This is a genomic window from Streptomyces sp. NPDC013187, assembly GCF_042899705.1.
Classification (GTDB): domain Bacteria; phylum Actinomycetota; class Actinomycetes; order Streptomycetales; family Streptomycetaceae; genus Streptomyces; species Streptomyces hawaiiensis_A.
Map to the genome: position 1 here is coordinate 198040 of NZ_JBIBAF010000011.1, position 25971 is coordinate 224010.

The 25971-nt window shown below is 72.3% G+C and carries 25 protein-coding genes and 1 pseudogene; 14 read left to right on the forward strand and 12 right to left on the reverse strand.

What is annotated here, in order from left to right:
• Nucleotides 1-78 precede the first annotated feature (78 nt).
• The 7 genes from ACFY5B_RS24580 to ACFY5B_RS24610 all read right to left on the reverse strand — a co-directional run bounded on the left by ACFY5B_RS24580 (nucleotide 79) and on the right by ACFY5B_RS24610 (nucleotide 5708).
• Nucleotides 79-447, reverse strand: a complete 369-nt coding sequence (locus ACFY5B_RS24580; RefSeq protein ID WP_389972542.1) for a HEAT repeat domain-containing protein — start codon at nucleotides 445-447, stop codon at nucleotides 79-81.
• Entirely contained in the window at nucleotides 447-674 is a 228-nt protein-coding gene (locus ACFY5B_RS24585) for a HEAT repeat domain-containing protein (protein WP_389972543.1), read from the reverse strand. Before ACFY5B_RS24585 ends, ACFY5B_RS24580 begins: the two co-directional genes overlap by 1 nt.
• Nucleotides 675-940: 266 nt before the next feature.
• Complete coding sequence (locus tag ACFY5B_RS24590) at nucleotides 941-1948, reverse strand: trypsin-like serine peptidase (RefSeq protein ID WP_389972545.1); 1008 nt, start codon at nucleotides 1946-1948, stop codon at nucleotides 941-943.
• Between the two features lie 249 nt (nucleotides 1949-2197).
• Nucleotides 2198-2692: an SRPBCC family protein gene (locus ACFY5B_RS24595; RefSeq protein ID WP_389972547.1), complete on the reverse strand. Its 495-nt coding sequence runs from the start codon at nucleotides 2690-2692 to the stop codon at nucleotides 2198-2200.
• Nucleotides 2693-2851: 159 nt separating this feature from the next.
• A complete protein-coding gene (locus ACFY5B_RS24600) occupies nucleotides 2852-3139 on the reverse strand; it encodes a zinc-ribbon domain-containing protein (RefSeq protein WP_389972548.1) in 288 nt (95 codons plus the stop codon).
• Between the two features lie 269 nt (nucleotides 3140-3408).
• Nucleotides 3409-5049 (reverse strand): phosphoglucomutase (alpha-D-glucose-1,6-bisphosphate-dependent), encoded by a 1641-nt coding sequence (gene pgm / locus ACFY5B_RS24605; protein ID WP_389972550.1) that lies wholly within the window; start codon nucleotides 5047-5049, stop codon nucleotides 3409-3411.
• 230 nt (nucleotides 5050-5279) lie between these two features.
• Nucleotides 5280-5708, reverse strand: a complete 429-nt coding sequence (locus ACFY5B_RS24610) for a hypothetical protein (RefSeq protein WP_389972552.1) — start codon at nucleotides 5706-5708, stop codon at nucleotides 5280-5282.
• A gap of 140 nt (nucleotides 5709-5848) precedes the next feature.
• Here ACFY5B_RS24610 and ACFY5B_RS24615 point away from each other — a divergent pair, with 140 nt between their 5' ends.
• Nucleotides 5849-5998 carry a hypothetical protein gene (locus tag ACFY5B_RS24615; protein WP_389972554.1) on the forward strand — a complete coding sequence of 50 codons (150 nt, stop codon included), beginning with the start codon at nucleotides 5849-5851 and terminating at the stop codon, nucleotides 5996-5998.
• 96 nt (nucleotides 5999-6094) lie between these two features.
• Nucleotides 6095-6967: a hypothetical protein gene (locus tag ACFY5B_RS24620; RefSeq protein WP_389972556.1), complete on the forward strand. Its 873-nt coding sequence runs from the start codon at nucleotides 6095-6097 to the stop codon at nucleotides 6965-6967.
• A 4-nt stretch (nucleotides 6968-6971) separates the two neighbouring features.
• Here ACFY5B_RS24620 and ACFY5B_RS24625 read toward each other — a convergent pair.
• A pseudogene (locus tag ACFY5B_RS24625) lies at nucleotides 6972-7725 on the reverse strand (DUF1731 domain-containing protein); the annotation flags it as partial.
• Nucleotides 7726-7806: 81 nt separating this feature from the next.
• On the opposite strand from ACFY5B_RS24625, the gene ACFY5B_RS24630 reads away from it, so the two are divergent.
• Nucleotides 7807-8133, forward strand: coding sequence for an antibiotic biosynthesis monooxygenase family protein (locus tag ACFY5B_RS24630; protein WP_389972558.1), 327 nt, complete (start codon nucleotides 7807-7809; stop codon nucleotides 8131-8133).
• A 74-nt stretch (nucleotides 8134-8207) separates the two neighbouring features.
• Here ACFY5B_RS24630 and ACFY5B_RS24635 read toward each other — a convergent pair whose 3' ends face one another.
• Entirely contained in the window at nucleotides 8208-9560 is a 1353-nt protein-coding gene (locus ACFY5B_RS24635; protein WP_389972765.1) for a diacylglycerol/lipid kinase family protein, read from the reverse strand.
• A gap of 312 nt (nucleotides 9561-9872) precedes the next feature.
• On the opposite strand from ACFY5B_RS24635, the gene ACFY5B_RS24640 reads away from it, so the two are divergent.
• From ACFY5B_RS24640 to ACFY5B_RS24660, 5 genes are all read left to right on the forward strand, one after another.
• Nucleotides 9873-10379 carry an SRPBCC family protein gene (locus tag ACFY5B_RS24640; RefSeq protein WP_389972560.1) on the forward strand — a complete coding sequence of 169 codons (507 nt, stop codon included), beginning with the start codon at nucleotides 9873-9875 and terminating at the stop codon, nucleotides 10377-10379.
• Complete coding sequence (locus ACFY5B_RS24645) at nucleotides 10379-11461, forward strand: LLM class flavin-dependent oxidoreductase (RefSeq protein WP_389972562.1); 1083 nt, start codon at nucleotides 10379-10381, stop codon at nucleotides 11459-11461. Before ACFY5B_RS24640 ends, ACFY5B_RS24645 begins: the two co-directional genes overlap by 1 nt.
• Nucleotides 11462-11516: 55 nt before the next feature.
• Nucleotides 11517-12197: a hypothetical protein gene (locus ACFY5B_RS24650; RefSeq protein ID WP_389972564.1), complete on the forward strand. Its 681-nt coding sequence runs from the start codon at nucleotides 11517-11519 to the stop codon at nucleotides 12195-12197.
• A gap of 229 nt (nucleotides 12198-12426) precedes the next feature.
• Nucleotides 12427-12786 carry a hypothetical protein gene (locus ACFY5B_RS24655; RefSeq protein ID WP_389972566.1) on the forward strand — a complete coding sequence of 120 codons (360 nt, stop codon included), beginning with the start codon at nucleotides 12427-12429 and terminating at the stop codon, nucleotides 12784-12786.
• A 98-nt stretch (nucleotides 12787-12884) separates the two neighbouring features.
• On the forward strand, nucleotides 12885-13988 hold the full coding sequence (locus ACFY5B_RS24660; protein ID WP_389972767.1) for a GNAT family N-acetyltransferase: 1104 nt from the start codon (nucleotides 12885-12887) through the stop codon (nucleotides 13986-13988).
• Between the two features lie 157 nt (nucleotides 13989-14145).
• Here the strand turns inward: ACFY5B_RS24660 and ACFY5B_RS24665 are convergent, their stop codons facing one another.
• Nucleotides 14146-14736: a hypothetical protein gene (locus ACFY5B_RS24665; RefSeq protein WP_389972568.1), complete on the reverse strand. Its 591-nt coding sequence runs from the start codon at nucleotides 14734-14736 to the stop codon at nucleotides 14146-14148.
• 149 nt (nucleotides 14737-14885) lie between these two features.
• Between ACFY5B_RS24665 and ACFY5B_RS24670 the strand changes: the two genes are divergently transcribed.
• A complete protein-coding gene (locus ACFY5B_RS24670; RefSeq protein ID WP_389972570.1) occupies nucleotides 14886-17447 on the forward strand; it encodes a SpoIIE family protein phosphatase in 2562 nt (853 codons plus the stop codon).
• Between the two features lie 117 nt (nucleotides 17448-17564).
• Nucleotides 17565-18257, forward strand: a complete 693-nt coding sequence (locus ACFY5B_RS24675) for a GAF and ANTAR domain-containing protein (protein WP_389972572.1) — start codon at nucleotides 17565-17567, stop codon at nucleotides 18255-18257.
• Nucleotides 18258-18261: 4 nt separating this feature from the next.
• On the opposite strand, the gene ACFY5B_RS24680 is transcribed toward ACFY5B_RS24675, so the two are convergent.
• The gene (locus ACFY5B_RS24680; protein ID WP_389972574.1) at nucleotides 18262-20394 is read right to left on the reverse strand and encodes a SpoIIE family protein phosphatase; all 2133 of its coding nucleotides are present in this window, start codon (nucleotides 20392-20394) and stop codon (nucleotides 18262-18264) included.
• Between the two features lie 463 nt (nucleotides 20395-20857).
• On the opposite strand from ACFY5B_RS24680, the gene ACFY5B_RS24685 reads away from it, so the two are divergent.
• Nucleotides 20858-20995 (forward strand): ankyrin repeat domain-containing protein, encoded by a 138-nt coding sequence (locus ACFY5B_RS24685; RefSeq protein ID WP_389972576.1) that lies wholly within the window; start codon nucleotides 20858-20860, stop codon nucleotides 20993-20995.
• A 22-nt stretch (nucleotides 20996-21017) separates the two neighbouring features.
• On the opposite strand, the gene ACFY5B_RS24690 is transcribed toward ACFY5B_RS24685, so the two are convergent.
• Complete coding sequence (locus ACFY5B_RS24690) at nucleotides 21018-21200, reverse strand: hypothetical protein (protein WP_104781672.1); 183 nt, start codon at nucleotides 21198-21200, stop codon at nucleotides 21018-21020.
• A 333-nt stretch (nucleotides 21201-21533) separates the two neighbouring features.
• On the opposite strand from ACFY5B_RS24690, the gene ACFY5B_RS24695 reads away from it, so the two are divergent.
• From ACFY5B_RS24695 to ACFY5B_RS24705, 3 genes are all read left to right on the forward strand, one after another.
• Nucleotides 21534-22355: a chitosanase gene (locus ACFY5B_RS24695; protein WP_389972578.1), complete on the forward strand. Its 822-nt coding sequence runs from the start codon at nucleotides 21534-21536 to the stop codon at nucleotides 22353-22355.
• Nucleotides 22356-22438: 83 nt separating this feature from the next.
• Nucleotides 22439-23401, forward strand: coding sequence for a DMT family transporter (locus ACFY5B_RS24700; protein ID WP_389972580.1), 963 nt, complete (start codon nucleotides 22439-22441; stop codon nucleotides 23399-23401).
• Nucleotides 23402-23459: 58 nt separating this feature from the next.
• Nucleotides 23460-25712, forward strand: a complete 2253-nt coding sequence (locus tag ACFY5B_RS24705) for an MMPL family transporter (RefSeq protein ID WP_389972582.1) — start codon at nucleotides 23460-23462, stop codon at nucleotides 25710-25712.
• The last annotated feature ends 259 nt before the right edge of the window (nucleotides 25713-25971 follow it).

Sequence of the window (25971 nt, forward strand, 5' to 3'; positions counted from 1 at the left end):
GGACCCTCCCGTCGTCCGGCGGCGGGGAGCCGGTGGCCTCCGTCCGGCGCTGGAGACCGAGGACGGCCTCGTAACGGACTAGTCGAGGAGTTGCCCGGTGCAGCGCTCCGGCAGCTGTTCCAGGGCACGAGCGCGTGCGGCACCCGTGCCCTGGCGGGCGGTGCGCATCAGTTCCGCTCGTACGGACGGGTCCTCGCCGCATCTGTACAGCAGGGTGCGGGCGCGTCCCCAGACGGCGCTGTCAAGGTCACCGAGCAGGGCGGCCAGAGCGGTGACGTCCCCGGGGGCGCCCAGTGCTGCCAGTCCGTCCAGGGCGTTGATCCGCACATGGTGGTCCGGGTCGGCCAGCAGCCGGGCGAAGGCCTGGACGGCGGCCGGTCCGTCGAGTTCCAGACGCGTGGCGGCGACGCAGGCCCTGCGCCGGACGTCCGGATCCGGTTCGCGCATCAGCAGGGGCAGGACCTCTGCGCCGGCCTCCGGGACACCGAGCCGGCCCAGGGCGAGGCGGCGGCCGCGCGCACGGAGGGGGCGGGGTCGCCGGCCGCTTCGACGAGTACACGGGCGTGCCCCGTCCGGCCGATCCGCCCCAGCCCCTTCAGCGCCGCAGCGCGCCGCTCCGGGTCCCGCTGCGCCGACTCCCGCAGGAGGAACGCGATCTGATGGTCCAACCCCATGGCCACCTCCCGGAGAGACAGACCGTCGTAGGGCGGGAAGGTCGCCGGTGTCCGGGGTCGGCGCGATCGGCTGGGGGATCACCCGGTGGACGGTGGGGGCTTGGTGTCCGGGCCGGATTCCGGGACCGTCGTGATGCGAGCCGGGTCATCGGTGCTCCGCGGGGGCGGGGTCGGGTGATCTCGTGGAGGTCCGGGCCAGGAATGATCCGGAGCCGCTTCCCCCGCCACGCGGTGGCGGGGGAAGCGGCTCCCGGTGAGGCGCCGGCTCAGGACGACTGGGCGCTCTGGTACAGGTTCTGGGCGTCCGCGCCGAAGTACGGGCCGTACATGGAGTTCGGCAGGAAGTTGTACTTGAAGCTGTTCACCGAGGACTGCAGGCCGGTCCCGGTGGCCTCGCTGAACTGGGTGAACCAGGGGCCGCCGCTGGAGCCGCCGGTCATGTTGCAGCTCAGCCCGTGGTCGTTGGACAGCAGGAAGTCGCGGGTGGTGGTGCCGCTGCAGTAGATGAACTTCTCGCCGTCGTACGGTGCCGCGGCCGGGAAGCCGAAGGAGTACATGGCCTTGTTGTAACCGGTGTTGAAGGCCAGTCCCTGCCCGCCGACGACGTCGGTCAGCTTCTTCCCGTCCAGCGGGGCGACCACGGCCGCGCCGATGTCGTAGTTGATGTCCTCACTGGCCGTCCACTGCGGCGTGGACAGGGTCTTGGAGGCGGTCCAGGTGCCGTACGGGCGCTGCCCGTCGTGGTAGCCGGGCACGAAGACCCAGTTGGTGTGCCAGGCGCCCTGCATCTTCACGCAGTGACCTGCGGTGATCACGGTGCTCTTGTTGGCGCTGGTGACGGCGTTGCCGGAGCAGGACGCGGTGCGGCCCTGGTAGCTGAAGAACACCCGTCCCGCGGTCTTGGTCACCGCTCCCCCGCCGGACCAGGGGCCGCCGCCGTGCGGGAAGGCCAGCGGACCCGCGGCGGAGGCGGGCGCGCTGGGGGCCACGACCGTCGCCTTGCCCTTGCGGAGTGTCGGCGCCTTGACGTCGGAGCGGTCGACGGTCAGCAGGTCGAGCGGGGTGGCCTCGCGCATCCGCTGCGGGGTCCAGAAGGCCAGGGCGCGTTCCTGCGCCGAAACGGTCATCACGCCTGGGTCCGGTGCCGCGCTCGCGGGTGTGGCGGTCACGCCGGTCGCCAGGAGCGCGGCGACGCCGGCGAGCGCGCCGAGGACGGAATGGCGGACGCGGGTACTGCCGCCGGACGGGTACGGGCTGCGGGGTCGGCCTATCACGCGGTCTCCTTCTGCTGTGGGGGCCGGGCGGCGGGAAGCCCGCCCACCCGGTCAGGCAGGGGTGTCACTGCGGACGGTCAGGGGGCAGCGTGCCACCAGGAGGCCGATATGGACAGGTGCATGTCATGACGTTGGCCGAAAAACCACGCGCTCACCGCGCCGAGCGCGACCTGTGGGCACAGAAGAACCCGGCCTCACCGGGGAGGCCGGGTTCGGGGTGCCGCTGATGTCAGAAGAGTGCGGCCGGTGTCAGAGGACGGGGCCGGCGCCGCCGGTGCTGCCGGGGCCGCCCGGCTCGACGCGGCCGCGCCATGCGCCGGATTCGACTCCGCGCTCCTCGATGTACTGCTTGAAGCGCTTCATGTCGCCCTTCACCCGGCGGTCGATCGTGCCCATCATGTCCGCCGCCTTCTCCACCGCACCACTGGGCTCGACGTCCATCACGAGCTCCACCCTGGTGTGGGTGTCGTCGAGACGCTCGAAGCGGACGGATCCCCTCTGGTGGGTGTCTCCGCTCGTCGTGCGCCACGTGACCCGCTCGTCGGCCAGCTGGTCGACGATCTCGGTGTCGAATTCGCGCCGTACCCCACCGATCTTGGTGGTCCAGTGGTTGTGGCGGTCGTCCAGCTGCCTGACCTCCTCGACGCCCTCCATGAAGTTCGGGAACTCCTCGAACTGCGTCCACTGGTTGTAGGCGGTGTGGACGGGAACGTCGACTTCCACGGTTTCCTTGATGGTGCTCATCTGGCTGCCTCCGTATTCACTGATCGACTGCGGGAGGCCCATCGGCCCACTCAGCTCCGGGCCCGTGGAGGCCGAGTACCCGGGATGCTCCGGTTGCCACATCGGAGGTGATCAGTGACCGCCGTCCGGGCGCGTGCCCGAACCGTCCGGCCGCCGGGTTCAGAACCGGTCGTGCTGCTGCGGCTGCCCGGACACCTGGCCGCTCGGCCCGTTGGCGCTCTGGGTCTGCAGCTGCTCCGCCTGCTCCTTCGTCACCTTCTGTTCCGCGCCGCAGAAGGTGCACTGCGTCAGATACTTCGTCGAGATCGGGAACAGCGGGACGAAGAACAGGGTGAACTTCGTGACGCGCTTCCTGAGCGTGTGGGCGGCGGGGTTTCCGCACTGGCCGCACACCAGCGTCAGTATCGCCAGTTGGTAGAGATATCCCTTGGTGCCGAAGATGATCACGTGTCGGTCCTTCCCGGTCGGATCTTCCTCCAGTGTCCTGTATCGCGGGCACGTCGGGGGCGCGGGCCCCTCATTCGTGTGGAGCACCCGGCGCGGGCTGATCCAGTCGGGTGACGTCGCAGGCGGTGGTTCGGTGCGAACGGCCCGGAGGGCGCGTCGAGGGCCGCCGAGCAGCTGCTTCCGGACTCCGGGCCCCGCAACCTGCGCGAAAGACGGCGTGCACGGCCCGGGGCCGTGTGAGAGTGGCCCGGGCCGTGCTGTGTCCGGGGTCAGCCGGACAGGGCCGTCAGCACCACGGACTTGGCCTCCTCCTGGACCCGGCCGAGGTGGTCCGGGCCGAGGAACGACTCGGCATAGATCTTGTAGACGTCCTCGGTGCCCGAGGGGCGGGCCGCGAACCAGGCGTTGTCCGTGGTCACCTTGATGCCGCCGATGGACGCGCCGTTCCCGGGAGCCTCGGTGAGCACCGCGGTGACCGCGTCCCCGGCCAGGGTGTCGGCCGTGACCTGGGCCGGGGAGAGCTTGGCGAGCAGGGCCTTCTCCTCGCGGGTCGCGGGGGCGTCGATGCGCGCGTACGCCGGTTCGCCGAAGCGGGCGGTGAGGGCCGCGTAGTGCTCGGAGGGGGTCTTCCCGGTAACCGCCGTGATCTCGGAGGCGAGCAGGGCGAGCAGGATGCCGTCCTTGTCGGTGGTCCACACGGAGCCGTCCCGGCGCAGGAAGGACGCCCCGGCCGACTCCTCCCCGCCGAAGCCGATGGTCCCGCCCGCCAGTCCGTCCACGAACCACTTGAAGCCGACGGGCACCTCGACCAGCTCGCGCCCCAGGTCGGCGGCGACCCGGTCGATCATGGCGGAGGAGACCAGGGTCTTGCCGATGCCCGTGGTGGCCGGCCAGCGGTCGCGGTGGGCGTAGAGGTAGGAGATGGCGACGGCCAGGTAGTGGTTGGGGTTCATCAGGCCCGCGTCCGGGGTGACGATGCCGTGCCGGTCGGCGTCGGCGTCGTTGCCCGTGGAGATCCGGAAGCGGTCGCGCTGCTCGATGAGCGAGGCCATCGCGTACGGCGACGAGCAGTCCATGCGGATCTTCCCGTCCCAGTCCAGCGTCATGAACCGCCAGGTGGGGTCGGTGTGCGGGTTGACCACGGTCAGGTCGAGGCCGTGCTGTTCGGCGATGCGGCCCCAGTACGCGACCGACGCCCCGCCGAGCGGGTCGGCCCCGATGCGCACGCCCGCCGTACGGATCGCGTCCAGGTCGAGCACGCCGGGCAGGTCGGTGACGTAGGTGCCGAGGAAGTCGTAGCGGCCGGTGGTGGAGGCGGCGAGGGCGCGGGCGTAGGGGACGCGCCGTACGTCCTTCAGGCCGCCGCGGATGATCTCGTTCGCCCGGTCCTGGATCCAGGAGGTCGCGTCGGAGGCGGCGGGGCCCCCGCTGGGCGGGTTGTACTTGAACCCGCCGTCGGCGGGCGGGTTGTGGGAGGGCGTGACGACGACGCCGTCCGCGAGGCCGGTGGTGCGGCCGCGGTTGTGGGTGAGAATGGCGTGCGAGACGGCCGGGGTCGGTGTGTAGCCGTCCGCGTCGTCGATGAGCACGGTCACCTCGTTGGCGGCGAACACCTCCAGGGCGGTGACGCGCGCGGGCTCGGACAGGGCGTGGGTGTCGGCGCCCAGGAAGAGGGGGCCGTCGATTCCCTGCCCGGCCCGGTACTCGCAGATGGCCTGGCTGGTCGCGGCGATGTGGTCGTCGTTGAACGCGTTCGCCAGGGACGAGCCGCGGTGTCCTGAGGTCCCGAACGTGACGCGCTGGCCCGGGTCGTCCAGGTCGGGGCGGCGCGCGTAGTACGCGGTGACCAGCCGAGCGACGTCGACGAGATCCTCGGGTCCGGCCGGACTTCCCGCTCGCTCGTGCTGCATGGGCCCGCTCCTCCGCATGGGTTGATCCTTCGTGTGCGGTCCCATCCTTTCTCGTCACGGCGGGGCCGCGCGAGGGGCGCGCCCCGGCGAGGGTCGGATGTGCGCCAGGCCACGCGGGTGGGGGCGGCTCGGATCACGAGGAAGGCGGCGCCACGGACCACCGGACCACCCGGTGGTCCGTGGCGCCGCCTGCTCCCCCCGTGCCGGCACGTCCATCGCGCCGGCCCTGCTCAGATCCGCCCGCCGGTGAGTCGGGTGAGGGGGCCGTGCGCGCCGCGTTCGGCACGGCGGCCGACGGCGTAGGACGCCGCGCTCAGGGCGGTCAGGCCCGCTCCGACGCCCGCGGCCACGAACTTGCGGTGGGCGATGACCGTCCAGGCCGTCTTCGCCGTGGTGGCGACGTGCCCGGAGGCCGTGACGACCGCCTGGCGGCCCGCCTCGACGCCCTTGGCCGCGGTCTGTGCGGCCGCCTTCGCCGTCTCGGTGGAGCGCTCCGCTCCGGACTTGGCGGCTGACGCCGCCTCATTGGCCTTGCCCGCGGCGCCCTTCGCCGCCTGGGACGCCGACGCGGTGGCCTTGTCCGCCGTGCCGCGGGCCTTGGACTCGGCGGTCCGTACGGTGGTCGCCTTGTGATTCGCGCGCTTGTTCTCTTCAGTCATGGACACCGACTTGCCTCTGACTCCGGCGGCAAACACATTCGGTCGCGCACCGACCGGGCGGAGGTGTGCCTGAGCACCGCGCCGGAGGGGTAGGCGCACTACACAGGCAAGCGACATCACCACAGGAAGGAAGGTGCGTCATGGCCGGAATGCTGAATCGCATCAAGGAGTTCGCCAAGAGCCCGCAGGGACGGCGGGCCGCGGAGCAGGCACGCCGGGCCGCGGCCGACCCCCGCAAGCGGGCCCAGGCCCAGCGTCTGCTCGGCAGGCTCAAGGGCCGCCGCCACTGACGGGTCCCCGTCTCCAACTCCTCGGACCCACAGGTGTGTTCATGTCCGGCTTGGGCACTTGAGCCGCACCACACATGCCTGAGAGGGGCTGGTTCGATGAGCAGGGCGGGAAACGGCAGGCGGGTCTGTGCCTTAGGCGTCGCCGGAGTCCTGGCCGGGACGATGCTGGTCGGCTGCGGCGACGACGACCCGGGCGACGGTGCGCAGGACACCACGGCGAAATCCGGCGGCGGCGCCCGGGCACAGGGGACGCAGGCGGTGCGCTCGGCCTACGACAGGACGGCCGAGGAGGACACCGCCAAGGTCAAACTGCGCGTGCGGACCTCGACCCAGGGCGCCTCGCAGACCGCGAACGGGCAGGGCGTCGTGGACCTGGACGACGGCGACAGCGTCATGACGCTCACGGTCCAGGGGCAGCGGGTCGAGCAACGGGTGATCGACCAGGTCCTGTACCAGAAGCTGCCCAAGGGGCAGGCGCCGGGAGGCAAGCCCTGGATCAAGATCGACCTGGGGAAGGTCATCGCGCAGCAGGGCGCCGGTGACGGGTCCATGAGCGATCCGGCCCAGTCCGCCGCGTACGCCAAGGCGATCAGCGACAAGGACGTGACCGAGAAGGGCAAGGCCACGGTCAACGGCGTGGAGACCACGCACTACCGCGTCTCCCTCGACGTCGCCGATCTTCCCAACGGCGACACCCTGCGCAAGCAGGTCGGTCCGACCCTGCCGATGGACGTCTGGCTGGACGACGAGGGCCGGATGCGCCGTCAGCAGCTCGACATGACCGTCAAGACCCCGGAGGCGACGCAGCGGTCGTCCTCCGGAGCCTCGTCCGCGCCCGAGAAGGTCACGGTGCGCACGGTCATGGACTTCACCGACTTCGGTACCGAGGTGGAGGCGGACGAGCCTCCGGCCGGACAGGTCACCGACATGACCGGCAAGGCCCTCGAGCAGGGCAAGCGGCAGAGCTGACCGGTCACCCCACCGCACGGCCGCGGAGACGTCGTACGAGGTCGTCCGCGGCCTGCGGCCACTCGGGGTGCTCGAAGGCGAAGCCCGCTTCGAGCAGGCGGCCGGGGACGACACGGCGGCTCTTCAGCAGCAGTTCGGTGTCCGAGCGCAGGACGAACACGCCGAGCTCCGCCATCCAGCGGGTCGCGGGCAGGCCCCCGGGGATGCCCGACGCGGCCCGCAGGGGCGCGCATGAAGGCGCGCTGCGGCACGGGGCCCGGGGCGGCGAGGTTGACCGGGCCCTCGATGTCGTCCCGGGCGACGAGGGCTCATCACCATGGCGGCGCGCAGGGCCCCCTTTCGGGTGTGCGGGTGTCCGCGGCCTCCAGCTCGCGCTCCCAGGACTTGGCGATGTCGACGCTGTAGCCCCAGCAGCCGGGGACATCGGGTTCGGTGCCGCCGATCACGCCGGTGGCCTCGTCGTTGGCCGCGTCGAAGCGGTGCGCGTAGACGGTCGCGGCGCTCATCTGCAGCCAGAGCCGGGGCGGTTCACCCGCCGCGGCGATCGCCTCGCCCACGACCCGGGCGGAGTGGACCCGCGAGTCCATCAACTGCCGGAGGTCGGCGGGCGTGTAGCGGCAGTTCACGCTCCGGCCGGCCAGGTTGACCACGACATCACAGCCGTCGATCTCGGCCGCCCAGGGTCCCTGGGTCGCGCCGTCCCACTGCCACCGGGCATCACGAACTTCATGAAGGTCTCCCCCTCGATGGGTGAGAGCGACCCCAGCTCACATTGGAACGCGTTCAAAGGGAGGCAGGCCTTAACCTGGGCAGATCCGCCATCGGGCAAGATGGGACCCATGAGCGTAGTCAAGATCAACGTGCTGACCGTGCCCGCCGAGCAGCGGGAGACACTGGAGAAGCGGTTCGCGTCCCGGGCGCACGCAGTGGAGAACTCCGACGGGTTCGAGTGGTTCGAGCTGCTCCGCCCGGTGGAGGGCACCGACACCTACCTCGTCTACACCCGTTGGCGTGACGAGGCGTCGTTCCAGGCCTGGATGGAGGGGCCGATGAAGAGCGCGCACCAGGGCGGCGGTGAGGGCGGCGAACGCCCGAAGCCCGCGGCGAGCGGCTCGACGCTGTGGTCCTTCGAGGTGGTGCAGCAGGCCGGGCCGAAGGGGGCGTGACCGACGGCGTGACGCAGGAGGTCCCCCATGCCGCGTGGCACGGGGGACCTCCTGCGTGAGCGCCGTGTGGGCGCTCAGGTGTGCCGGGAACGCGTGGGGACGGCGGTGCGGCCGACCGCGGCCGCCAGCTTCCGCAGCCGGCGCCAGTCGAGGCGCGGGGGCGCCTCCGGCACCCCCGGACGATCGCGGGGCACGCGGACGCGCAGGGCGCGGCGTGCGATGCGGCAGTGGACGGGGGCGGGCATGGTGAGCGCCTCACCGTCGAGGCCGACCTCCAGCTCCGCCTGGTCGGCGTCGACGACGACGCGCTGGGCGGTGAGCACCGTGAGCCCCTCCGGGCGCGGCGACAGCAGCAGCTCGGCCGCTTCCACGGCGCTGTCCACCCGGACGGCGAGCACGCCCAGCCGCCCGGAGTTGAGCCGCTCGCGCCGGCCGAAGCCGAAGGGGTCGTCCATGCGGTAGGCGTTGTTGCTGACCAGGACCGCCTGCGGGTCGGCGACGGTGATGCCGTCGGCGGTGGCCGTCAGACGCGGACCGCTCTGCCGGCTGAGCAGGTCGGGAAGGCGCTCCAGGGCGGCGCCCACCTTGCCCTCACGGTAGCCGGGGCTCTGCACGACGGCCCCGTACACGCCGAAGGAGGCGTTGTTGACGAACGGGCGGTCGTCGGCGAACCCGAGGTCGACGCGGAGTTCGACACCGTCGGTGAGGGCGTCGAGGCAGGTGGCGGGGTCGTCCCGGTCCAGACCCAGGTCCATGGCGAAGTGGTTGCGCGTACCGGCGGCGATGACGAGGAACGGCAGTCCGTGTTCCGCGGCGACGGCGGCGACCAGGGCCTGGGTGCCGTCGCCGCCCGCCACGCCCAGGAGGTCGGCACCGTCGGCAACGGCGGCTTTGGCCAGGGCCGTGACGTCCTGGTGCTGGTCCGGGTCGAGCAGCACGACCTGGGCGCCCAACGCCTCGGCCTTCTCCTGCAGGTTGAACCTCTCGACCTTGCCGCCGCCCGAGCGCGGGTTGAGCAGCAGGAAGGGGCGCAGTGGCGGCGGTGTGCGGTACTCCTTGACCCGTACGGCCCGCAGGCCCGTGCTGCGCAGGGCGTAGCGGCCGCTCCAGACCGCCCCGCACCACAGGAGCAGGGACAGGAAGACCACCCAGAGCAGATTCGCTGCGGCGAAGAGGGTGATGAGGCTTATGGGCGCGGCGACGGCCAGCGCGGCCGACGCGATTCGGACCACTCCCCGCCGGGACAGGACCCACCAGAGCGCGGCCGCGGTCACGGCCAGTCCCGCGAGGCCCGCCACGAGCAGCAGCAGCCCTCGCAGGCCTCCGGAGACGAGCGGCAGCAAGGCCGCCAGCGCGGCCGCGGCCAGGGCGCCCCGGGCGGCCCATCTCTGCCGGCGGTGAAACCGCTCGTCCATCGCCGATCCCATGTCGTCCCTCCGCTCGAAGGCCGGCGCGGGCGGGCCCTGAAGACCGCTCCCCGCCGTGACCATGGTGCCCGCCGACGCGTCGGCACCACCACCGTCTTCCTGGACGGCTCCCCCACCGCCGGTCACGTCGGACGTGAAGATCCCGGGGGCGGAGCCACCGGTAGCGTACGCGGCCCTTCGGGCGCGGTTCCGCGCACCGGGCCACATCGGCAGCTTCACCCACCTTCCTTCGGCCTCCCACCGCTTGACCTGGTGAGTCTCATTACGCAACTCTTTGGCGACAGTCCTTGTCGACGAGGAGGCCGACACGCGATGGAGTGGACGGGCGCACGGTACGCGGACCAACCGACGGTCGAGGCGACGACTTGGGTCGCGGCCCCGCCGGGGAGGGTGTGGGCGCTGGTGTCGGATGTGACGCGGATGCCCGAGATGAGCGACGAACTGCAGTCCGTGCGGTGGGCCGGGGATGCGGCCGGGCCGGTCGTAGGGGCCCGATTCGTCGGCCGGAGCCGGCACGAGCAGTTCGGCGAGTGGGAGACGACCTCGACGGTGGTCACGTGCGATCCGGAGCGGGTGTTCGCCTGGGCGGTCGGGGATCCGGCGGAGCCGAGCGCGATGTGGCGGTTCGCACTGGAGCCGAGGAACGGCGGGACCGAGCTGTCGCAGTGGATGCGGATGGGGCCGGGGCGCTCGGGGCTGTCGTTCGCGATCGACGCCATGCCGGAGAAGGAGCAGAAGATCGTGTTCGTACGGCTGCGGGAGTTCGAGCGGGGCATGACCGCCACGCTGGAGCACATCAAGCACCGGCTGGAGGCGTGATGCGCGCGGCGACGACCGTCGAGGCGGCGGCTCTGGGCTCTTGGTCCCGGCAGGCCGATTTCGTCGTGGAGGCGGAGAAACTGGGGCTCGACGTCTGCTGGGTGGCCGAGGCCTGGGGCTCGGACGCCCCGTCCGCCCTGGGCTTCTACGCGGCCCGCACGGAGCGGATGCTGCTCGGTTCCGGGGTCATGCAGGTCGGCACCCGCACGCCGGTCGCCCTCGCACAGACGGCGATCACCCTGTCGAACCTGTCCGGAGGGCGGTTCCTGCTGGGGCTCGGCCCGTCCGGTCCGCAGGTGATGGAGGGCTTGCACGGGGTGCCGTTCGTCCGTCCCCTGGCGCGGGTGCGCGAGACGGTGGAGATCCTGCGGCAGGTGGTCGCCGGGGACAAGATCGCCTACTCGGGCTCCGAGTTCGGTATCCCGCTGCCCGGCGGGGAGGCGGTGCCGATGCGTCTGTCCATGCGCGCCGAGCACCCCGTTCCCGTCTACCTGGCGGCTCTGTCGCCCGCCATGCTGCGGCTGACCGGCCGGGTCGCGGACGGCTGGCTCGGTACCAGCTTCGTCCCCGAGGGGGCCGCTAAGGCCTATTTCGCTCCCCTGGACGAGGGTCTGGCCGCCGCCGGCCGTGAGCGCGCCGACTTCGACGTCTGCCAGGGCGCCGAGGTCGCGTTCGCCCGGGACGAGGAGGCGCTGGCCGCCATGGTCGCGGGCCGGAAGAAGGAACTCGCCTTCAGCCTGGGCGGTATGGGTTCCGCCTCGACCAACTTCTACAACCGGGCCTACAGCCGCCAGGGCTGGGCCGAGGTCGCGGCCGAGGTCCGGCGGCGCTGGCAGGCGGGCGACCGGGACGGTGCGGCCGGCCTCGTCACCGACGAGATGGTGCTGGCCACCACGCTCATCGGCACGGAGGAGATGGTGCGGCGGCGCCTGCGCGTGTGGTGCGACGCCGGTGTGGACACGGTCCGTCTCTACCCGGCCGGAGAAACCCTCGACGACCGGCTCGACACGCTCGGCAGGGCGATCGAGCTGGTCCACGAGACCGAGGCCACCGGGGCGGAGGCCACCGGGGCGGGCGGGTAGGCTCCCCTGGCTGATCACCGGCCGACACGACCGACAGGGGGGCTCCGTGCGGGCCATGGCTACGTTGACGACGTCCACGCTCTGGCTGCTGGCGGGGGCGGCCCTGGCCGGGTGCGGAGCCGGCGGCTCCGGCGAGGACAGATCCGCGGGCGAGATCCTCGACGAGGCCAACGCGAGGATGCGGAAGCTGGACACCGTCACCGTGGACATCACCAACCGCACCACGAGCGGCGACACGGTCACCAGCCACCTGGTGACCGACCTGGACGGCCGGTGCAGGTCCAAGACCACCTGGTCCGGGGGTGGCGCCCTGGAGCAGATCCGTCTGGGCAAGACCGACTACGTCCGCCCGAACCGGGCCTATCTGCAGAAGTGGAAGAACGAGCCCGGCGTCACCGGTGAGCAGAAGCTGTGGGTGAGGACACCGGTCGACCCGGCCTCCAGGGGCGGCGACGGTCTCACCTCCTGCACCCGGCCCTTCGACTCGTTCGGCACGGCGAAGAAGGGCGGATCCGCGCGCGTCGGGGACACGAAGGCCATCGAACTGATCGTCACCGACAAGGCGGACAAGAAAGGGACGTACACGTTCTACGTGGCCGACGAAGGCGAACCGTATCTGCTGAAGACGGTGTACAAGAGCGCCGCGCAGCACACCACCACGTCGTTCAGCGGCTTCGACGAGCCTCTGGACCTGCGGGCGCCGAAGCCCGGTGAGGTGCTGGGCGTCGGCGGCTGAGCCCCCGTCAGGAGGCAGCGCTTTCCGTTGGATTTCCGGCGGCAACCGGCCGGGAGGGACGAATCGTCACACCAGGGCTTGACGGGGCGGAGCAGGGCTCGGCCTACTGGAAGCGCAGCCGGCCGTGTCGGGGGTCTGGTCCGGTGCGGCCCCTGGGGCCGAGTCCACTCCGTTCTCCCCCGCCGGAACGCAGGTCAGGGGTCTGATGGTGCGGCGACGTTGGGCAGCGGTGGTGGGCCTGATGGCCTGCCTGCTGTTGCTGCAACTCGTCGCTCCGGGGCTCGCGGGCGACGGGCGTCCGGCCGTGACGGTCGCGGCGGCGGTGGACGCGACGGCTGCGGGCGCCGCTTCGAGCGCCGCGACCGAAGAGGCCGGAGAGTCGTGTCCGTGTGAGGACGAGCCGTCGGTTCGGCAGCTCGCGGCGCGCACGCCGCGGGCCGCGGGGGCGGCAGGGGTGGACCCGGTGGTGACCGGCGTGGCCGTGGCGGGCCGAGGCGGTACGGATGTGCGTGCGGCGGCAATGAGCCCGTGTCCGGGGGCGGTCGGATCCGTCCCGAGCGCCGAACGGTTGCAGACGTTCCGCTGCTGAGCGACGGCAGTACCGACAACGGCCTGCGCCGTGCGGCCTGAGTACTGCCCTGGTGCCGAAGCGCGGTGATGTGCAGGCCTTCGTGTGTCCCCATGCCGATGACACAGGAGGCAGAGTTGCCTGGAAAGCGCGTTCTCGTTCTGAGGCCGGACGAACTCGGCCCGAACGACCAGAAGATGTGGCGGGAGATACGGACGGAGTGCGGCGCACCGGCGAATCCCTTTCTCGACCCGGCGTTCACCGTGGCGGTGGGGCGGGTCAGGCCGGGGGCCAGAGTGGCGGTGCTGCTGGACGACGGGTCCCCGGTGGGGTTCTTCCCGTACGAGACGGGGGTGCTGGGGCGGGGGCGGGCCATCGGGCTGGGGGTGTCCGACAGTCAGGGGGCCGTGTTACGCCCCGGGATCACGCTGGACGCCCGGCGGTTGCTGCGGGTCTGCGGGCTGTCGTCCTTCGAGTTCGACAACCTCGAAGCCGGTCAGGGGGTGTTCGTGCCGCACGCGGTCGAGGAACTCGCCTCCCCGGTCGTCGACATCGGTGCGGGCTTCGCGGCGTACACGGAACATCTGCGGGCGCAGTCGCCGGGTTTCCTCAGACAGACCCGGGCCAAGGAGCGCAGGCTGGCCCGGCAGGTCGGCGAGGTACGGTTCGTGTACGACGCCCGGGACCCGGCGGCGCTGCGGGCGCTGATGGAGTGGAAGTCGGCGCAGTACCGGCGGACCGGCCGGCGGGACCGGTTCGCGCAGGAGTGGATCACCCGGCTGGTGGCGCTGCTCGGGGAGAGCGAGGAGCCGGAGTGCCGCGGCGTGCTGTCCGTCCTGTACGCCGCCGGACGGCCCGTCGCCGCGCACCTGGGGCTGCGCTCGCGCACGGTGCTGTCCTGGTGGTTCCCGGCGTACGACCGCGCGTACGCCAAGTACTCCCCCGGCCTCCTCCTGCAGTTGCGGATGCTGGAGGCCGCCGCGGCCGACGGCATCGAGACCGTCGACCTGGGCAGCGGCCCGGCTCGCTACAAGGAGTCGCTCAAGACCCGTGACCTGCGGGTGTACGAAGGGGCGGTGGTGCGGCCGGTGCCGGGCGGAGCCGTCCACTGGCTGGGCCGCGAGCCCGCCCGGGCCGCCCGTCGCTTCGTACGCGGCCGGCCCCGGCTGGCCGGTGCGGCGGCCCGGACACTCGAGGAACTGGGCCGGTTGCGCGGCAGCTGAGGCCGCCCCGGCCCGGACCTGGGCGCCCGGCCCCTGAGAGCCGGGCGCCGTGCGGTCGGCCCGTGGCCGTCAGCCCATGGGCGTCGGCCCGTGGGCCGTCAGCCCGTGGGCCGTCAGCCCGTGGGCCGTCAGCCCGTGGGCGTCGGCCCGTGGGCCGTCAGCCCGTGGCGGTCCAGCTGTGGGCGACGTCCACGACGACACGGTCGTCCAGCTGCTGCACCCGGAAGGGCAGCCGCGCGCGGACGCCGAGACCGATCTGGGTCTGCCCCTCGAAGCTGCCGGCGAACCGGGTGTCCCGGAAGGTGCGGTAGCCGGTGAGGTCCACGCCCGGCAGGGGGCGCGCCACCCGGCCGGGATACGTGGCCGCGCCGGTCTCCGGGTCGTACGCGGGCGCGGTCACCCGCACCTCGAGCACGGCGCCGCCGGCCACGGCGATGTAGCGGCCCGAGCCGTCCTGGTAGAGCTTGTCGACGTACTGGACGGTGTAGCCGACGCCGCTGCCCGCGCCGGGCACGTCGATGACCATCCGGTCGTAGCAGGTGTGGCGACCGGTCCTGACGTCGGTCATCGGTGCGACGCCGACGCCGGCGTCGGTCTTGGCGAGGCTGCCCCAGCCGGTCGGACACGCCGTGGCCCGGGTGGTGGACTGCGGGCCTGCCACCGGTGCCGCGCCGGCCGGGACAGCCGCCACACCCACCGTGGCGCCGACGAGTGCGAGAGTCGCGCATGCTCTTCTGATTCGTACCATTGCCGCCCCCGAGGCTTGCATGTGGTTGATGCAGGAGGAGACGGCCGGGGCGGCCGAAAGGTTGCACTTGCCGCGCCGGAGCGCCGACCATGGCACATCCTGGTGGGAAGCGATTGGTGTCCGGTGCGTCCGTACCGGGAGGACGCGACATGGATGAGGCAGCCGCCGTACCGGACAGGCCGAGGTCAGCCGCCGGCCGGAACGGGGCTGAGGGCCGGGTCCCGGACGAGGACACGGGCCGGATCGAGGATGCCCTGACGGCCCCGCTGGTGGCGGCCGTGCGGGACCTCGACGGCTACGGCGGGCTGGTCTACCTGCGCTCCCGCGACCGGCGCTCGCTGGTGCTGGCGATGATCACCGGGGTGCCCCGTTCGCTGCTCAAGAGCTGGTGGCGGGTGCCCGTGGGCGGTGCCCTGCCCATGGCGGAGGCCTACCGGCGCGACGAGACGCTGTGGCTGCCGGACGAGCACGCCACCATGGTCCGCTTCCCGCATTTCACGGCCGGGCTCCCCTACCCTTTCGGCTCCGCCTACCAGCCCGTCCGGACCGGCGGCGAGGCGGTCGGCGTGCTGGTCGTGCTGCGCTCGGCGGCCCGGGCCCCGATGGACGGGGAAGCGGTCGGCCTCGCGCTGCGCCCCGCCGAGCGGGCCATGGAGGAGCGCCTCGACCGCCTCGTCGCGAGCCGGCCGGGCGCGAACTCCGCCGCACACCACGTCGAGTACGACGACGAGCCGATCAGCGTGCGGCTGCCCACCTCGGCCGCCCACCCGGTCCGGGTCGGGCTCATCGACTGGGACCTGGACAGCGACCGCTGCACGGCGGACGACGACGCCCTCGCGCTCCTCGGCCTGGACCGGTCTGACTACGGCGGCACCATCGCGGACGTCGAGGCCCGTGTCAGCCCCGACGACCTGCACGAACTGCGCGAGAGCCGGCACGACGCGCTGGCCGACGGCCGGGTCAGGTCCCGGCACTTCCGGGTCCGCGACGAGTCCCGGGGCGAGGAGAAGACCGGCTACCGGCCCGTCGAACTGTGGGGCCATCTCGTGCAGGGCGGCACCGGATCCGCGCGGATCCTCGTGGGCGCCCTCGTCGACGCGGGCGGCGGACTCACCGCCGCCGCAGCGGCCGAGCGGCTGCCCGACGGGCTCTTCTCCCTCGACCAGGACGGCCGCCTGACGTATGCCAACCGTCGCTGCGAGGAACTGCTCGGCTCCGGCCGGGAGGACCTCTTCGGCCGCTACCCGTGGGAGGTGGTCACCTGGCTCCGGGATCCCGCGTACGAGGACCGCTACCGGGCGGCGATGCTGTCGCAGGAGCAGGTCTCCTTCCTGGTCCGGCGGCCCGACGGGAACTGGCTGAGTTTCGTGCTGTACCCGGACGTGCACGGGCTGACCGGCCGGGTCTTCCCGACCGGGCCGCCCACGGGGGCCGAGCAGGGGCCGGAAGCCGGTTCCGGCGCCGCCGAGGGTCTCGACGCCGTCGCGCCGCCGCCCGCACCGGTGGCGGCCGCGCGGGCCGGAGCGCTCTACCACGTGGTGCAGATGGCGAGCGTGCTCACCGAGGCGGTCACCGTGCAGGACGTCTGCCGGGCCGTGTCGGAGCAGTTGCTGCCCGCCTTCGGCGCCCGGGAACTGGCCCTTTACACCGTCCGCGACGGCCGGATGTACCTGCTGTGGGAGTCGGGGTACCCGGAGGGCTTCCTCACCCCGTTCGAGGGCGTCACCCTCGACACACAGCTGCCCGGAGTCCACGCGCTGACCACGCGGCTCCCCCTGTTCTTCGAGTCGCCCGAGGAACTCTCCCTCGCCTACCCGGGCATCACCCTGGACCGCATGCAGGCCTGGTCGTTCCTGCCGCTGATCGCCTCCGGTCGCTCCGTAGGGTCCTGCATCCTCGGCTGGGACGCCCCGCACCGGTTCACCCCGGACGAGCGGTCCGCCCTCACCGCGCTGAGCGGCCTGGCCGCCCAGGCGATGGAACGAGCGCGGCTGTACGACTCGGAGTCCGCCGTCGCCCGTGGCCTCCAGGAGGGACTCCTGCCGCACCGGCTGCCCGCCGTCGAGGGCCTGCGCACCACCGGCCGCTATCTGCCCGGCACGCAGGGCATGGCGATCGGCGGGGACTGGTACGACGTGATCACCACCGGGCGTGGCGTGGCCCTGGTCATCGGGGACGTCGAAGGTCACAGTGTCGGCGCCGCAGCGGTGATGGGGCAGTTGCGCAGCGCGGTGCACGCCTTCGCGGCGAGCGAGCGCCCGCCGCAGGTGGTCATCACGCACACCAACCGGTTGCTGAGCGAGCTGGAGTCGGACGTCTTCGCCACCTGCTGCTACATCGAACTCGACCCGGCCACCGGACGAGCCCTCGCCGTGCGGGCCGGCCATCCCCCGCCGCTGCTGCGCCACCCCGACGGGCGGGCCGAATCACTGGATCTCGCGGGCGGCGTCATGCTGGGGGTGCAGCCCGACTCGGTGTACCCCGTCACCGCGCTCACCCTGGCCCCCGGCAGCGTGCTCGCCCTGTACACCGACGGGTTGGTCGAGCGGCCCGGCAGCGACATCGAGTCGGGCATCGAGGCGGTCCGCCGCCGTCTGTCCGAGACCCCGGCGGACTCGGTGGAGCACCTCGCCGACCGGCTGGTGGGCACGGCCCGGCAGGCCCGGGAGCGGCCGGACGACGTGGCTCTGCTGCTCACGGCGTACCGGTGACCACGGTTCCTCCTACCCCCAGGCAGGCCTCCCCGGCACCCGGCCGAAGGGACGAACGGGCGAACGAAGCGGCACGGAGTACGGTGGTCGGGACCGGCGAGCAGGACGGTGGTTGCGGTGGAGTGGCAGCGGTACGCCGAGCAGATGGCGCGGCTCGCCCGGGAACTGGGCGCGCAGGATTCGGTCCAGGCGACGCTGGACGCGATCTCGTCGTCGGCGGTGAAGGTGATCGACGGCTGTGACGCCGCCGGGATCCTGGCGGTCTCGAAGGGCCGGGCCGTGACCCTCTCCGTGTGCGGTGACATGGTCGCGGAGTCGGACCGGTTGCAGGGCGAGTTCGGTGAGGGGCCGTGCTTCGACGCCGCGCGTCGCGTGGACGGGGAGCGGCTGTTCCGGATCGCCGACATGACCCGGCCGCAGCCGTCCTGGCCGCGGTACAGCCGGGCGGCCCGCGACCTCGGGATCGGCAGCATGACCGGTGTCCTGCTCTACACGCACGAAGAGGACTTCGGGGCGCTGAACCTCTACTCGCGCCGTCCCGGGGCCTTCGGCGAGGACATCGAGGCCGCGGGCTGGCTGCTCGCCTCCCATGCCGCGGTGGCGCTGGCCACGGCCCGTACCGTCGACCAGCTGGAGCACGCGCTGGAGACCCGGCATGCCATCGGTGAGGCCATGGGGATCCTGATGGAACGCCACCGGCTGAGCGAGGACGAGGCCTTCGGTGTGCTGCGGCGCATCTCCCAGAACCACAACCTCAAGTTGCGCGACGTGGCCCGGCGGGTCACGGCCGCTTCCCCGGACCGGGGTTGACGTCTCACGCCCGACCGTCGCCCAGCCGGGAGGCGCGCAGGAGGAGCACCGCGATGTCGTCGGCGTGCTGTCCGGTGGGGGTGGTGTGGCGGACGAGCCGGTCGATGAGCCGTTCCAGGTCGTGGCCGTCGGCGGTGTCCAGGTGCGCGGCGAGGTCGGACGTGGTGCGGGTGACGTCGGTGCCGGGGAGTTCGACCAGACCGTCGGTGTAGAGGGCGAGGGTCGTGCCGGGGAGCAGGGGCACGGTGGTGACCGGGTAGTCGGTGCCGGTGTCGATGCCCAGCAACGGGCCGGGCTCGATGTCGAGGACGACCGCGGGGTGCCGGGCGTGGCGCAGCAGCGGCGGCACGTGTCCCGCGCTGGCGAGGGACGCCTGGTGGTCACCCAGGTCGAGGTGGACGAAGAGGCAGGAGACGAGGAGTTCGGAGTCGAGGTCGGCGAGGAGCCGGTTGGTGCGGGCGAGGACCTGGCCGGGTGCCGCGCCGGCGGTGGCGTGGGCGTGGATGGCGGTGCGGACCTGGCCCATGAGGGCGGCGGCGGCGACGCTGTGGCCCTCGACGTCGCCGATCACGGCGGCCGCGGTCGTGTCGTTCAGGCGCAGCACGTCGAAGAAGTCCCCGCCGACCTCGGTGCCGTGCCCGGCGGGCAGGTAGCGGGCCGCGACGTCGAGACCGGGCAGGCGCGGCAGGGCTCGGGGCAGCAGGGCGCGCTGCAGTTCGTGCACGAGCCGGTGTTTGGTGTCGTAGAGCAGGGCGCGGTCGAGGGCCTGGGCGATCAGGCCGGACAGCGAGGTGAGGACGGCGCGTTCGTCGGCGGAGAAGGGGTGCGGCCGGTTGTAGGACAGGATGCAGCAGCCGACCGGCCGGCCGGAGATGATCAGGGGCAGGAACGCCCAGGCCTGCTTGCCGCTGATCTGCGGTGCGCTGGGGTAGCCGGCGGCGAGCTCGCCGGGGTCGGCGAAGAAGGCGGGGGTGCCGCTGGCGAGGACCTGGCCGGCGGGGGTGAGGTCGGTGTCCAGGGACAGGGCGTCGAGCCGCTCCATGACGTCGGCCGGATAGCCGTGGTGGCCGGTGATCTTCAGCCGGCCCGCGTCGACGCTGGACAGCACCAGGCCCTGGGCGCCGAAGGCGGGCAGGATCTGGTGGGCGAGGAGCGCGACGAGGTCGCGCACGGTCACCGACTCGGTGAGCGCGGCGGCCAGGTGCACGAGCTGGTAGAGGCGTCCCGTCGGTGCCCCGGCGGACGGCCGCGCACCGGTGGGCGGCGCGTGCGCGGCCTGCTCCGCGTTCGGCAGGACGCGGATGCTGATGCCGCTGCTGTCGGGGTAGAGCTGGAAGGTCAGCGGCTGGTCCGGCGGGCGAAGCGCGGTGAAGGAGACCGGCGCGCGGCTGATGATCGCCGTCCGGTAGTGGTCCTCGAAGACGGGGTCGTCGAGCCAGGGCAGGGAATGCCAGGGACGGGTGCCGAGGAGACGGTCGGCGCCGCGACCGAGCAGACGTGCCGCGCCAGCGGTCGCGAAGGTGATGCGGCCCTCCAGGTCGAGGGCCAGGGCGCCCTCGGGGAGGCGTTCGAGGTAGTCGGCGGCGGCCAGACCGGTCTGCGCGGGGTGGCGGGTGGCGTCGACGGGGACGACGCGCGGCAGCTCGGGCAGGGACGGGGGCCTGGCGGCGTCGTCCAGGAGGCGGGCCATGCGGCGGGCGCTGGAGGTGATGTGACCGCGTTCGCGCGGTGTGACCCGGCGCGGCCGGCCGGCGGGCCACATCAGCACGAGACCGCCCCAGGGGCGCCGTACGCCGGTCAGCGGGGCGGCGACCAGAGCGAACGGGTAGGGCAGGACGGCGGCGGCGCGGGGGTACCGGCGGGCCATCTCGTCCTGGTCGGCGATGCTGACCAGTGCGTCGTCGTGGATCGCGTCGGTGACCGGGACCGGTGCGGTCAGGGGCAGCCGCTGCCAGGGGGCGCTGAAGGCCACCGGAAGACCGCACAGGGCAACAAGGCGCAGTACCGGCTCCGCATCCTCGATCAGGTAGAGGCCGCCGATCGAGGCGCCGGTACCGCGCACGGTGTCGGCCAGCGCGATCCCCAGGGCATCGTCCGGCGAACCGGAGCCGCCGGGGTGCTCCTTGCTCCCGGGCATGTGTCCTCCCGCTCCTACCCCGGACGCTACGCCTGGCGGAGCGTCCGGGCATGTCGTCCGGACGGGTGCCCTTTTTGCGGATGAATGTGCACTCCCGGGGCATGGCCGTGCGACCGGTCGGCGACTGCGTACCCGCCGTTTCGCACCGGTGGCCGCGCGACGGACGTCTGCCGGCAGAATCGGGAGCCCTGGACGGCATGGGGAGGCCGGCTCGCAGACGCCGACATCGCGGGACCCGCCGGCCGTCGCCGTCACGGAGGCGATCCGGGCCGGAGATCTGCCCGGGCTCCGGCACCTGCTCGCCGAGCATCCCGGCGCGCCCGTTTCGTCGGGGCGCACGAGGAGACGCCGCTGCACCGGGCGGCCGGCAGCAACGACGTGCCCGTGCCGGACGCGCTCATCGCGGCGGCGGCCGACATCGAAGCGCCCGGTGCGGTGACCGGCGGCGGCACCCCGCTCGCCCGTGGATTCGGCCAGTGGCGCGCGGCCCGCCGGCTGGTGCGGCTACGACGGCCTGACCCCGCTCCACATCGCCCGCGCCCAGGACGCCGACGACGTCGTGCGGTGGCTGTGCGACCTGGGCGCGAGGAGCACCTCCTGACGACCCGCCCAGGCGGGACGCCTCACAGGCAGTAGCGCACGAGCCATTCGTCCTGGTTGTACGCGGTGCGCGCCGGGTCGGGCACACTGGCTGCCCGCTCCTCGACCATGTCCTCCACGCGCACCGGCTCCGGCAGTGCCCCGAAGCGTGCCCGGCGGGCGGCGCTCTCCGCCTCGCTCCCCTGCTGCGACGTCGCCTCGTCCACGGCGATTCCCCTCTCCGGCTGGTCGGTCCGACCGTTCGGCCCTAGGCGGGCACTGAGTTGACGTGCGAGAGGGGCTGTTGGTTCCCGTGGCGCAGCTCAGCGGGAGAAGTCGCGCTGCCACCGGCGCCCGGCGAGGGCCGCCGGCTGTTCGTCCGCGAGCGGGTGGCCGTCCCTCAGCGCCGTGTCACGCGTAGCCGCGACGCGGGAACCGGCTTGTTCGACCCTACGAACCTCCAACCCGCTTGTTTCACTTGCGCCTTCATAGTGATAGGAAACCTTCCTATCAGTTCTGCACGGCCCGCTCTTCCAACCCCCACTCTGCTTGGAGGCACCGTGAGACATCCCTCTGCCCCGGCCGGCCGCCGTACCGTCCTGGCGCTGTTCGGCGCGGCCCTCGCGACCACCCCGTTCCTGAAGCCGTCGCGCGCCAGGGCCTCCGCGGCCGCGATCGGGCTGGACGACCCGGCGAAGAAGGAGATCGCCATGCAGCTCGTGTCGAGCGCGGAGAACTCCTCGCTCGACTGGAAGGCCCAGTACCAGTACATCGAGGACATCGGCGACGGCCGCGGGTACACCGCCGGCATCGTCGGGTTCTGTTCCGGCACCGGTGACATGCTGGACCTCGTCGAGCTCTACACCGCCCGCAAGCCCGGCAACGTCCTCGCGAGGTACCTGCCGGCCCTGCGCGAGGTCGACGGCTCCGACTCGCACGACGGACTCGACCCCGGCTTCCCCGGCGACTGGCGCCGGGCTGCGCGGGACGCCGGGTTCCGGCGCGCCCAGGACGACGAGCGAGACCGGGTGTACTTCGACCCGGCGGTCCGGCAGGGGAAGGCCGACGGGCTGCGGGTGCTTGGCCAGTTCGCCTACTACGACGCCATCGTCATGCACGGCGACGGCGGCGACCCCACGAGTTTCCGCAACATCCGCAGGCGGGCCCTGCGGACGGCCAGGCCGCCGGCGCAGGGCGGTGACGAGGTGACGTACCTCCACGCCTTCCTGGACGCGCGGGTGTGGGCCATGAAGCAGGAGGAGGCGCACAGCGACACGAGCCGGGTCGACACGGCGCAGCGTGTCTTCCTGAACCGGCGCAACCTCGATCTCGACCCGCCGCTGGACTGGAAGGTCTACGGCGACAGCTACCACATCGGCTGACGCAGCGGCTCGGGAAGTGGTCCATCAAGCAGGCATGGAAGTGGACTCCTTCCCGGGCCGCCCGGCTGCCTAGCGTCACCCGCATGAACGCCACCACCACGCGCGGAGCCCTGCTCGCCGCGCTCGCCTGTGTCCTCGTCGGAGGGTCCTTCACGGCCAACAGCGTGCTGGGCGACTATCCGTACGCCGGCGGCCAGTTCCTGCGCTACGGACTGGCCTGTCTGTTACTGCTCCCGGTGGCCGGGAAGGGCGCCGCCGACCGGCTTCGAACCCTGACACGCCGCCAGTGGGGCCGTCTCGCCCTGCTCGCGGCGGTCGGCATGGTCGGTTTCAACCTGGCCGTCATCGCCGCCGAGCGCACGGCGGAACCGGCGGTGCCCGGCGTGTTCGTCGGCTGTGCCCCGGTGGCCGTGGCCGTGCTCGTGCCCCTCCTGGACGGGCGCGGGCCGCAACGGGCCGTGTTGTACGGGGCGTTGCTCGTGGCCGTCGGTGCCTTCACCGTCCAGGGCTGGGGGCGCACGGACGGCGTGGGCATCGCCTTCTCCGTGTGCGCCCTGGCCGGGGAGGTCGGGTTCGCCGTACTCGCCGTTCCCGTACTGCGGCCGCTCGGGCCCCGGTTGCTGTCCGCCACGGTGTGCGCGGTCGCCGCCGTGGAGTCGGCGGCAATCGGGCTCCTGGCCGACGGCGCCGAGTGGTTGCGGCGTCCGGACGACGTCGAGACGGCCGCGCTGCTGTGGCAGGCGGTGGTGGTCACCGTGGTCGGCTTCGTGTGCTGGTACATGGGCATGCAGCGGATCGGCGCGGAACGCGCCACTCTGTTCTCCGGCCTCATCCCGGTCGCGGCGGCCTGCACCGCACCGCTCGTCGGCACGGGCTCCTACGGACTCCCGCAGGCGGCGGGCAGCGCACTGGTAGGGCTCGGGGTGGCGCTCGGGTCGGGGGTGCTGGGGCGCGCGGGAGGCGAGCGCCGTTCAGGGGAGCGGGCCTTTCGGGGGAACGGGCGCCCGGAGTCCCGCGGCGTCCGCGTGCCTGAAACGCCGGAGTGATCCCGCGCGCATCTAATGGACGGCATCGACCTCCCGGCCTACACAGGAGACCACGTCCATGCCGCACAGCCGCACCGGAGAAGGGGTCCAGAAGGCCACGCGCGGGGGTGTACTGCGGCGGCTGGGCGAGTGGTGCGCACGCCACTTCGTCGTCGTCATCATCGCCTGGCTGGTGGCTCTGGTGGCGCTGCAGGTCGTCAGCCGTGAATTCGGGGGGTCGTACTCCGACAACTTCAGCCTGCCCCAGGCGCAGGCCCAGAAGGGCCTGGACGTGCTGAAGGCGCACGATCCCCAGGCCGGCGGCTACAGCAGCCAGATCGTGATGCACGACGACCAGCAGCCCCTGACCGCGCTGAGCTCCCAGATGTCGACCACGGTCGCCGATCTGGAGAAGCTCCCGCACGTGCTGTCCGCCCAGAACCCGCTGTCCGCCCCGGGCACGCCGAGCGGCCAGCAGAACGTGGGGCCGCTGTCGGACGACAAGAAGACGGCTTACATCACCGTCCGGTTCGACGTGCAGCCCTCGACGCTCGGCGACGACTACCTCGACGGCGTCGACACCGCCGTGCAGCCGTTGCGGTCGGCCGGGGCGGAGGTCGAGTACGGCGGACCGCTCGGCGAGCTCGCCCGGCCGTCCGCCGACGACCGGGTGAGCGAGCTGATCGGTTTCGGCGTGGCGGTCATCGTGCTGCTGGTCGGGTTCGGCAGCGTGATCGCCGCTGTCGTGCCGCTGGTGAGCGCGCTGATCAGTGTCGTCGGCGGTCTCGCCATCCTCGGGCTGCTGGCGGCGGCCTTCACCTTCGCGACGGTCTCACCGACCCTGGCGACCATGATCGGCCTGGGTGTCGGCATCGACTACGCGCTGTTCATGCTCACCCGGCACCGGCAGAACCTCATCGACGGCGTGGACCCGGTGCGGGCGGCGGGTCAGGCCGCGAGCACCAGCGGCCATGCCGTTCTCGTCTCGGGCTGCACGGTGATCATCGCGCTGGCGGGCCTGTCCGCGTCCGGGGTCTCCTTCATCTCCCTGCTCGGTGTCGCCGCGGCCGTCACCGTCGTCTCGGCCGTCGTCGGCGCGCTCACCCTGGTGCCGGCCCTGCTCGGCTTCATCGGCCGGCACATCGACCGCTTCCACGTGCGTCCTCCCATCGCCGAGACGGAAGCCGGGGCGGGTGACACGCCGCAGGGCACCTGGCACCGGTACGCGCAGCGGGTGGAGCGCAGGCCGCTGTCGTTCCTGTCGGCGGGTGTCGCCGTGGTCGTGGTCCTCGCGATCCCGTTGTTCTCCATCCAGCTCGGGCACATCGGTGACGGCGCCGACCCGACCTCCTTCACCGACCGACGGGCGTACGACCTGATGGCCGACGCCTTCGGGCCCGGTTCGAACGGTCCGCTCACGGTCGTCATCGACCAGACGAACGTGCCTCAGTCGCAACGCTCCGCCCTGGCCTCGAAGGCCCAGCAGTCACTCGACGAGGTCCAAGGCGCCGCCGTCGTCACTCCCCTGACGCCCACGCAGGACGGCGACATCTTGCTGGGCACGGTCTACTCGGCCAAGTCCCCGCAGAACGCCGCGACCACGGACCTGACGAACCGTCTCGTCGACGACACGCTGCCGGACGCCGTCCAGGGCACGGACGCCAAGGGGTACGTCACCGGTACGACGGCGACCCAGGTCGACTTCCGTGACATCGTCGCCTCCCAGCTGCCGGTGATCATCGCCGTCGTGGTGGGTCTGGCGTTCCTGATCATCCTGGCCGTGTTCCGGGGGCTGCTCGTCGCCGTCAAGGCGGCCGTCCTGAACGTGCTGTCGATCGCCGCGTCGTACGGGGTGGTCGTCGCGGTCTTCCAATGGGGCTGGGGCGGTCCCGGTCTCGGCGTCCACGGCAAGGTGCCCATCGAGAGCTACGTGCCGATGATGATGTTCGCCATCGTCTTCGGCCTCAGCATGGACTACGAGATCTTCCTGCTGTCGCGCGTCCACGAGGCCTGGCTCCGCACCAAGGACGCCGAGGGGTCGGTCGCGCACGCCCTGGAGATCACTGCCCGGGTGATCACCTGTGCCGCGCTGATCATGGTGAGCGTGTTCGCGGCGTTCATCGTCAGCGACAACATCGTGGTCAAGATGCTCGGGCTGGGGCTGGCCGTCAGCGTACTCATCGACGCGACCGTCGTACGCCTGCTCATGGTGCCGGCCGTGATGACGCTGCTCGGGCGGCACGCCTGGTGGATGCCGCGGTGGCTGGACCGGGTGGTGCCGCACATCGATGCCGAGGGGGCACGGAACGAGGCGCGTTCGGCGTCTCACTGAAACGCCACTCTCACCGCTGCGCCAACTCGCGTATGTCAGCGGCGGCTTGCTGCGGCTTCACTCCGCGTCCCGAATTCCTCGGCCCGAAAAATCCGTTTTTACTGTTTTGGGCTAGTCGGTGTGGTTAATCGAGGAGGGTGCGTGCGGGACGGCAGCCGGAGCAAGAAGAGCCGGCCGCGAGCCCCCGCACCCGGCCGGGCGCGTCGACGCGCGGTGGTGGGCAGCGTATGCCGTCGCCGCGGGCGCTCCGGATCAGGCG

Coding starts and splice junctions, on each gene's coding strand:
- ACFY5B_RS24610 (WP_389972552.1), bottom strand. CDS start 5,708: ATGACTGAAGAGAACAAGCGCGCGAATCACAAGGCGACCACCGTACGG.
- ACFY5B_RS24620 (WP_389972556.1), top strand. CDS start 6,095: ATGAGCAGGGCGGGAAACGGCAGGCGGGTCTGTGCCTTAGGCGTCGCC.
- ACFY5B_RS24595 (WP_389972547.1), bottom strand. CDS start 2,692: ATGAGCACCATCAAGGAAACCGTGGAAGTCGACGTTCCCGTCCACACC.
- ACFY5B_RS24705 (WP_389972582.1), top strand. CDS start 23,460: ATGCCGCACAGCCGCACCGGAGAAGGGGTCCAGAAGGCCACGCGCGGG.
- ACFY5B_RS24645 (WP_389972562.1), top strand. CDS start 10,379: ATGCGCGCGGCGACGACCGTCGAGGCGGCGGCTCTGGGCTCTTGGTCC.
- ACFY5B_RS24615 (WP_389972554.1), top strand. CDS start 5,849: ATGGCCGGAATGCTGAATCGCATCAAGGAGTTCGCCAAGAGCCCGCAG.
- ACFY5B_RS24585 (WP_389972543.1), bottom strand. CDS start 674: ATGGGGTTGGACCATCAGATCGCGTTCCTCCTGCGGGAGTCGGCGCAG.
- ACFY5B_RS24630 (WP_389972558.1), top strand. CDS start 7,807: ATGAGCGTAGTCAAGATCAACGTGCTGACCGTGCCCGCCGAGCAGCGG.
- ACFY5B_RS24680 (WP_389972574.1), bottom strand. CDS start 20,394: ATGCCCGGGAGCAAGGAGCACCCCGGCGGCTCCGGTTCGCCGGACGAT.
- ACFY5B_RS24640 (WP_389972560.1), top strand. CDS start 9,873: ATGGAGTGGACGGGCGCACGGTACGCGGACCAACCGACGGTCGAGGCG.
- ACFY5B_RS24650 (WP_389972564.1), top strand. CDS start 11,517: ATGGCTACGTTGACGACGTCCACGCTCTGGCTGCTGGCGGGGGCGGCC.
- ACFY5B_RS24700 (WP_389972580.1), top strand. CDS start 22,439: ATGAACGCCACCACCACGCGCGGAGCCCTGCTCGCCGCGCTCGCCTGT.
- ACFY5B_RS24660 (WP_389972767.1), top strand. CDS start 12,885: ATGACACAGGAGGCAGAGTTGCCTGGAAAGCGCGTTCTCGTTCTGAGG.
- ACFY5B_RS24580 (WP_389972542.1), bottom strand. CDS start 447: ATGCGCGAACCGGATCCGGACGTCCGGCGCAGGGCCTGCGTCGCCGCC.
- ACFY5B_RS24670 (WP_389972570.1), top strand. CDS start 14,886: ATGGATGAGGCAGCCGCCGTACCGGACAGGCCGAGGTCAGCCGCCGGC.
- ACFY5B_RS24665 (WP_389972568.1), bottom strand. CDS start 14,736: ATGGTACGAATCAGAAGAGCATGCGCGACTCTCGCACTCGTCGGCGCC.
- ACFY5B_RS24635 (WP_389972765.1), bottom strand. CDS start 9,560: ATGGGATCGGCGATGGACGAGCGGTTTCACCGCCGGCAGAGATGGGCC.
- pgm (WP_389972550.1), bottom strand. CDS start 5,049: ATGCAGCACGAGCGAGCGGGAAGTCCGGCCGGACCCGAGGATCTCGTC.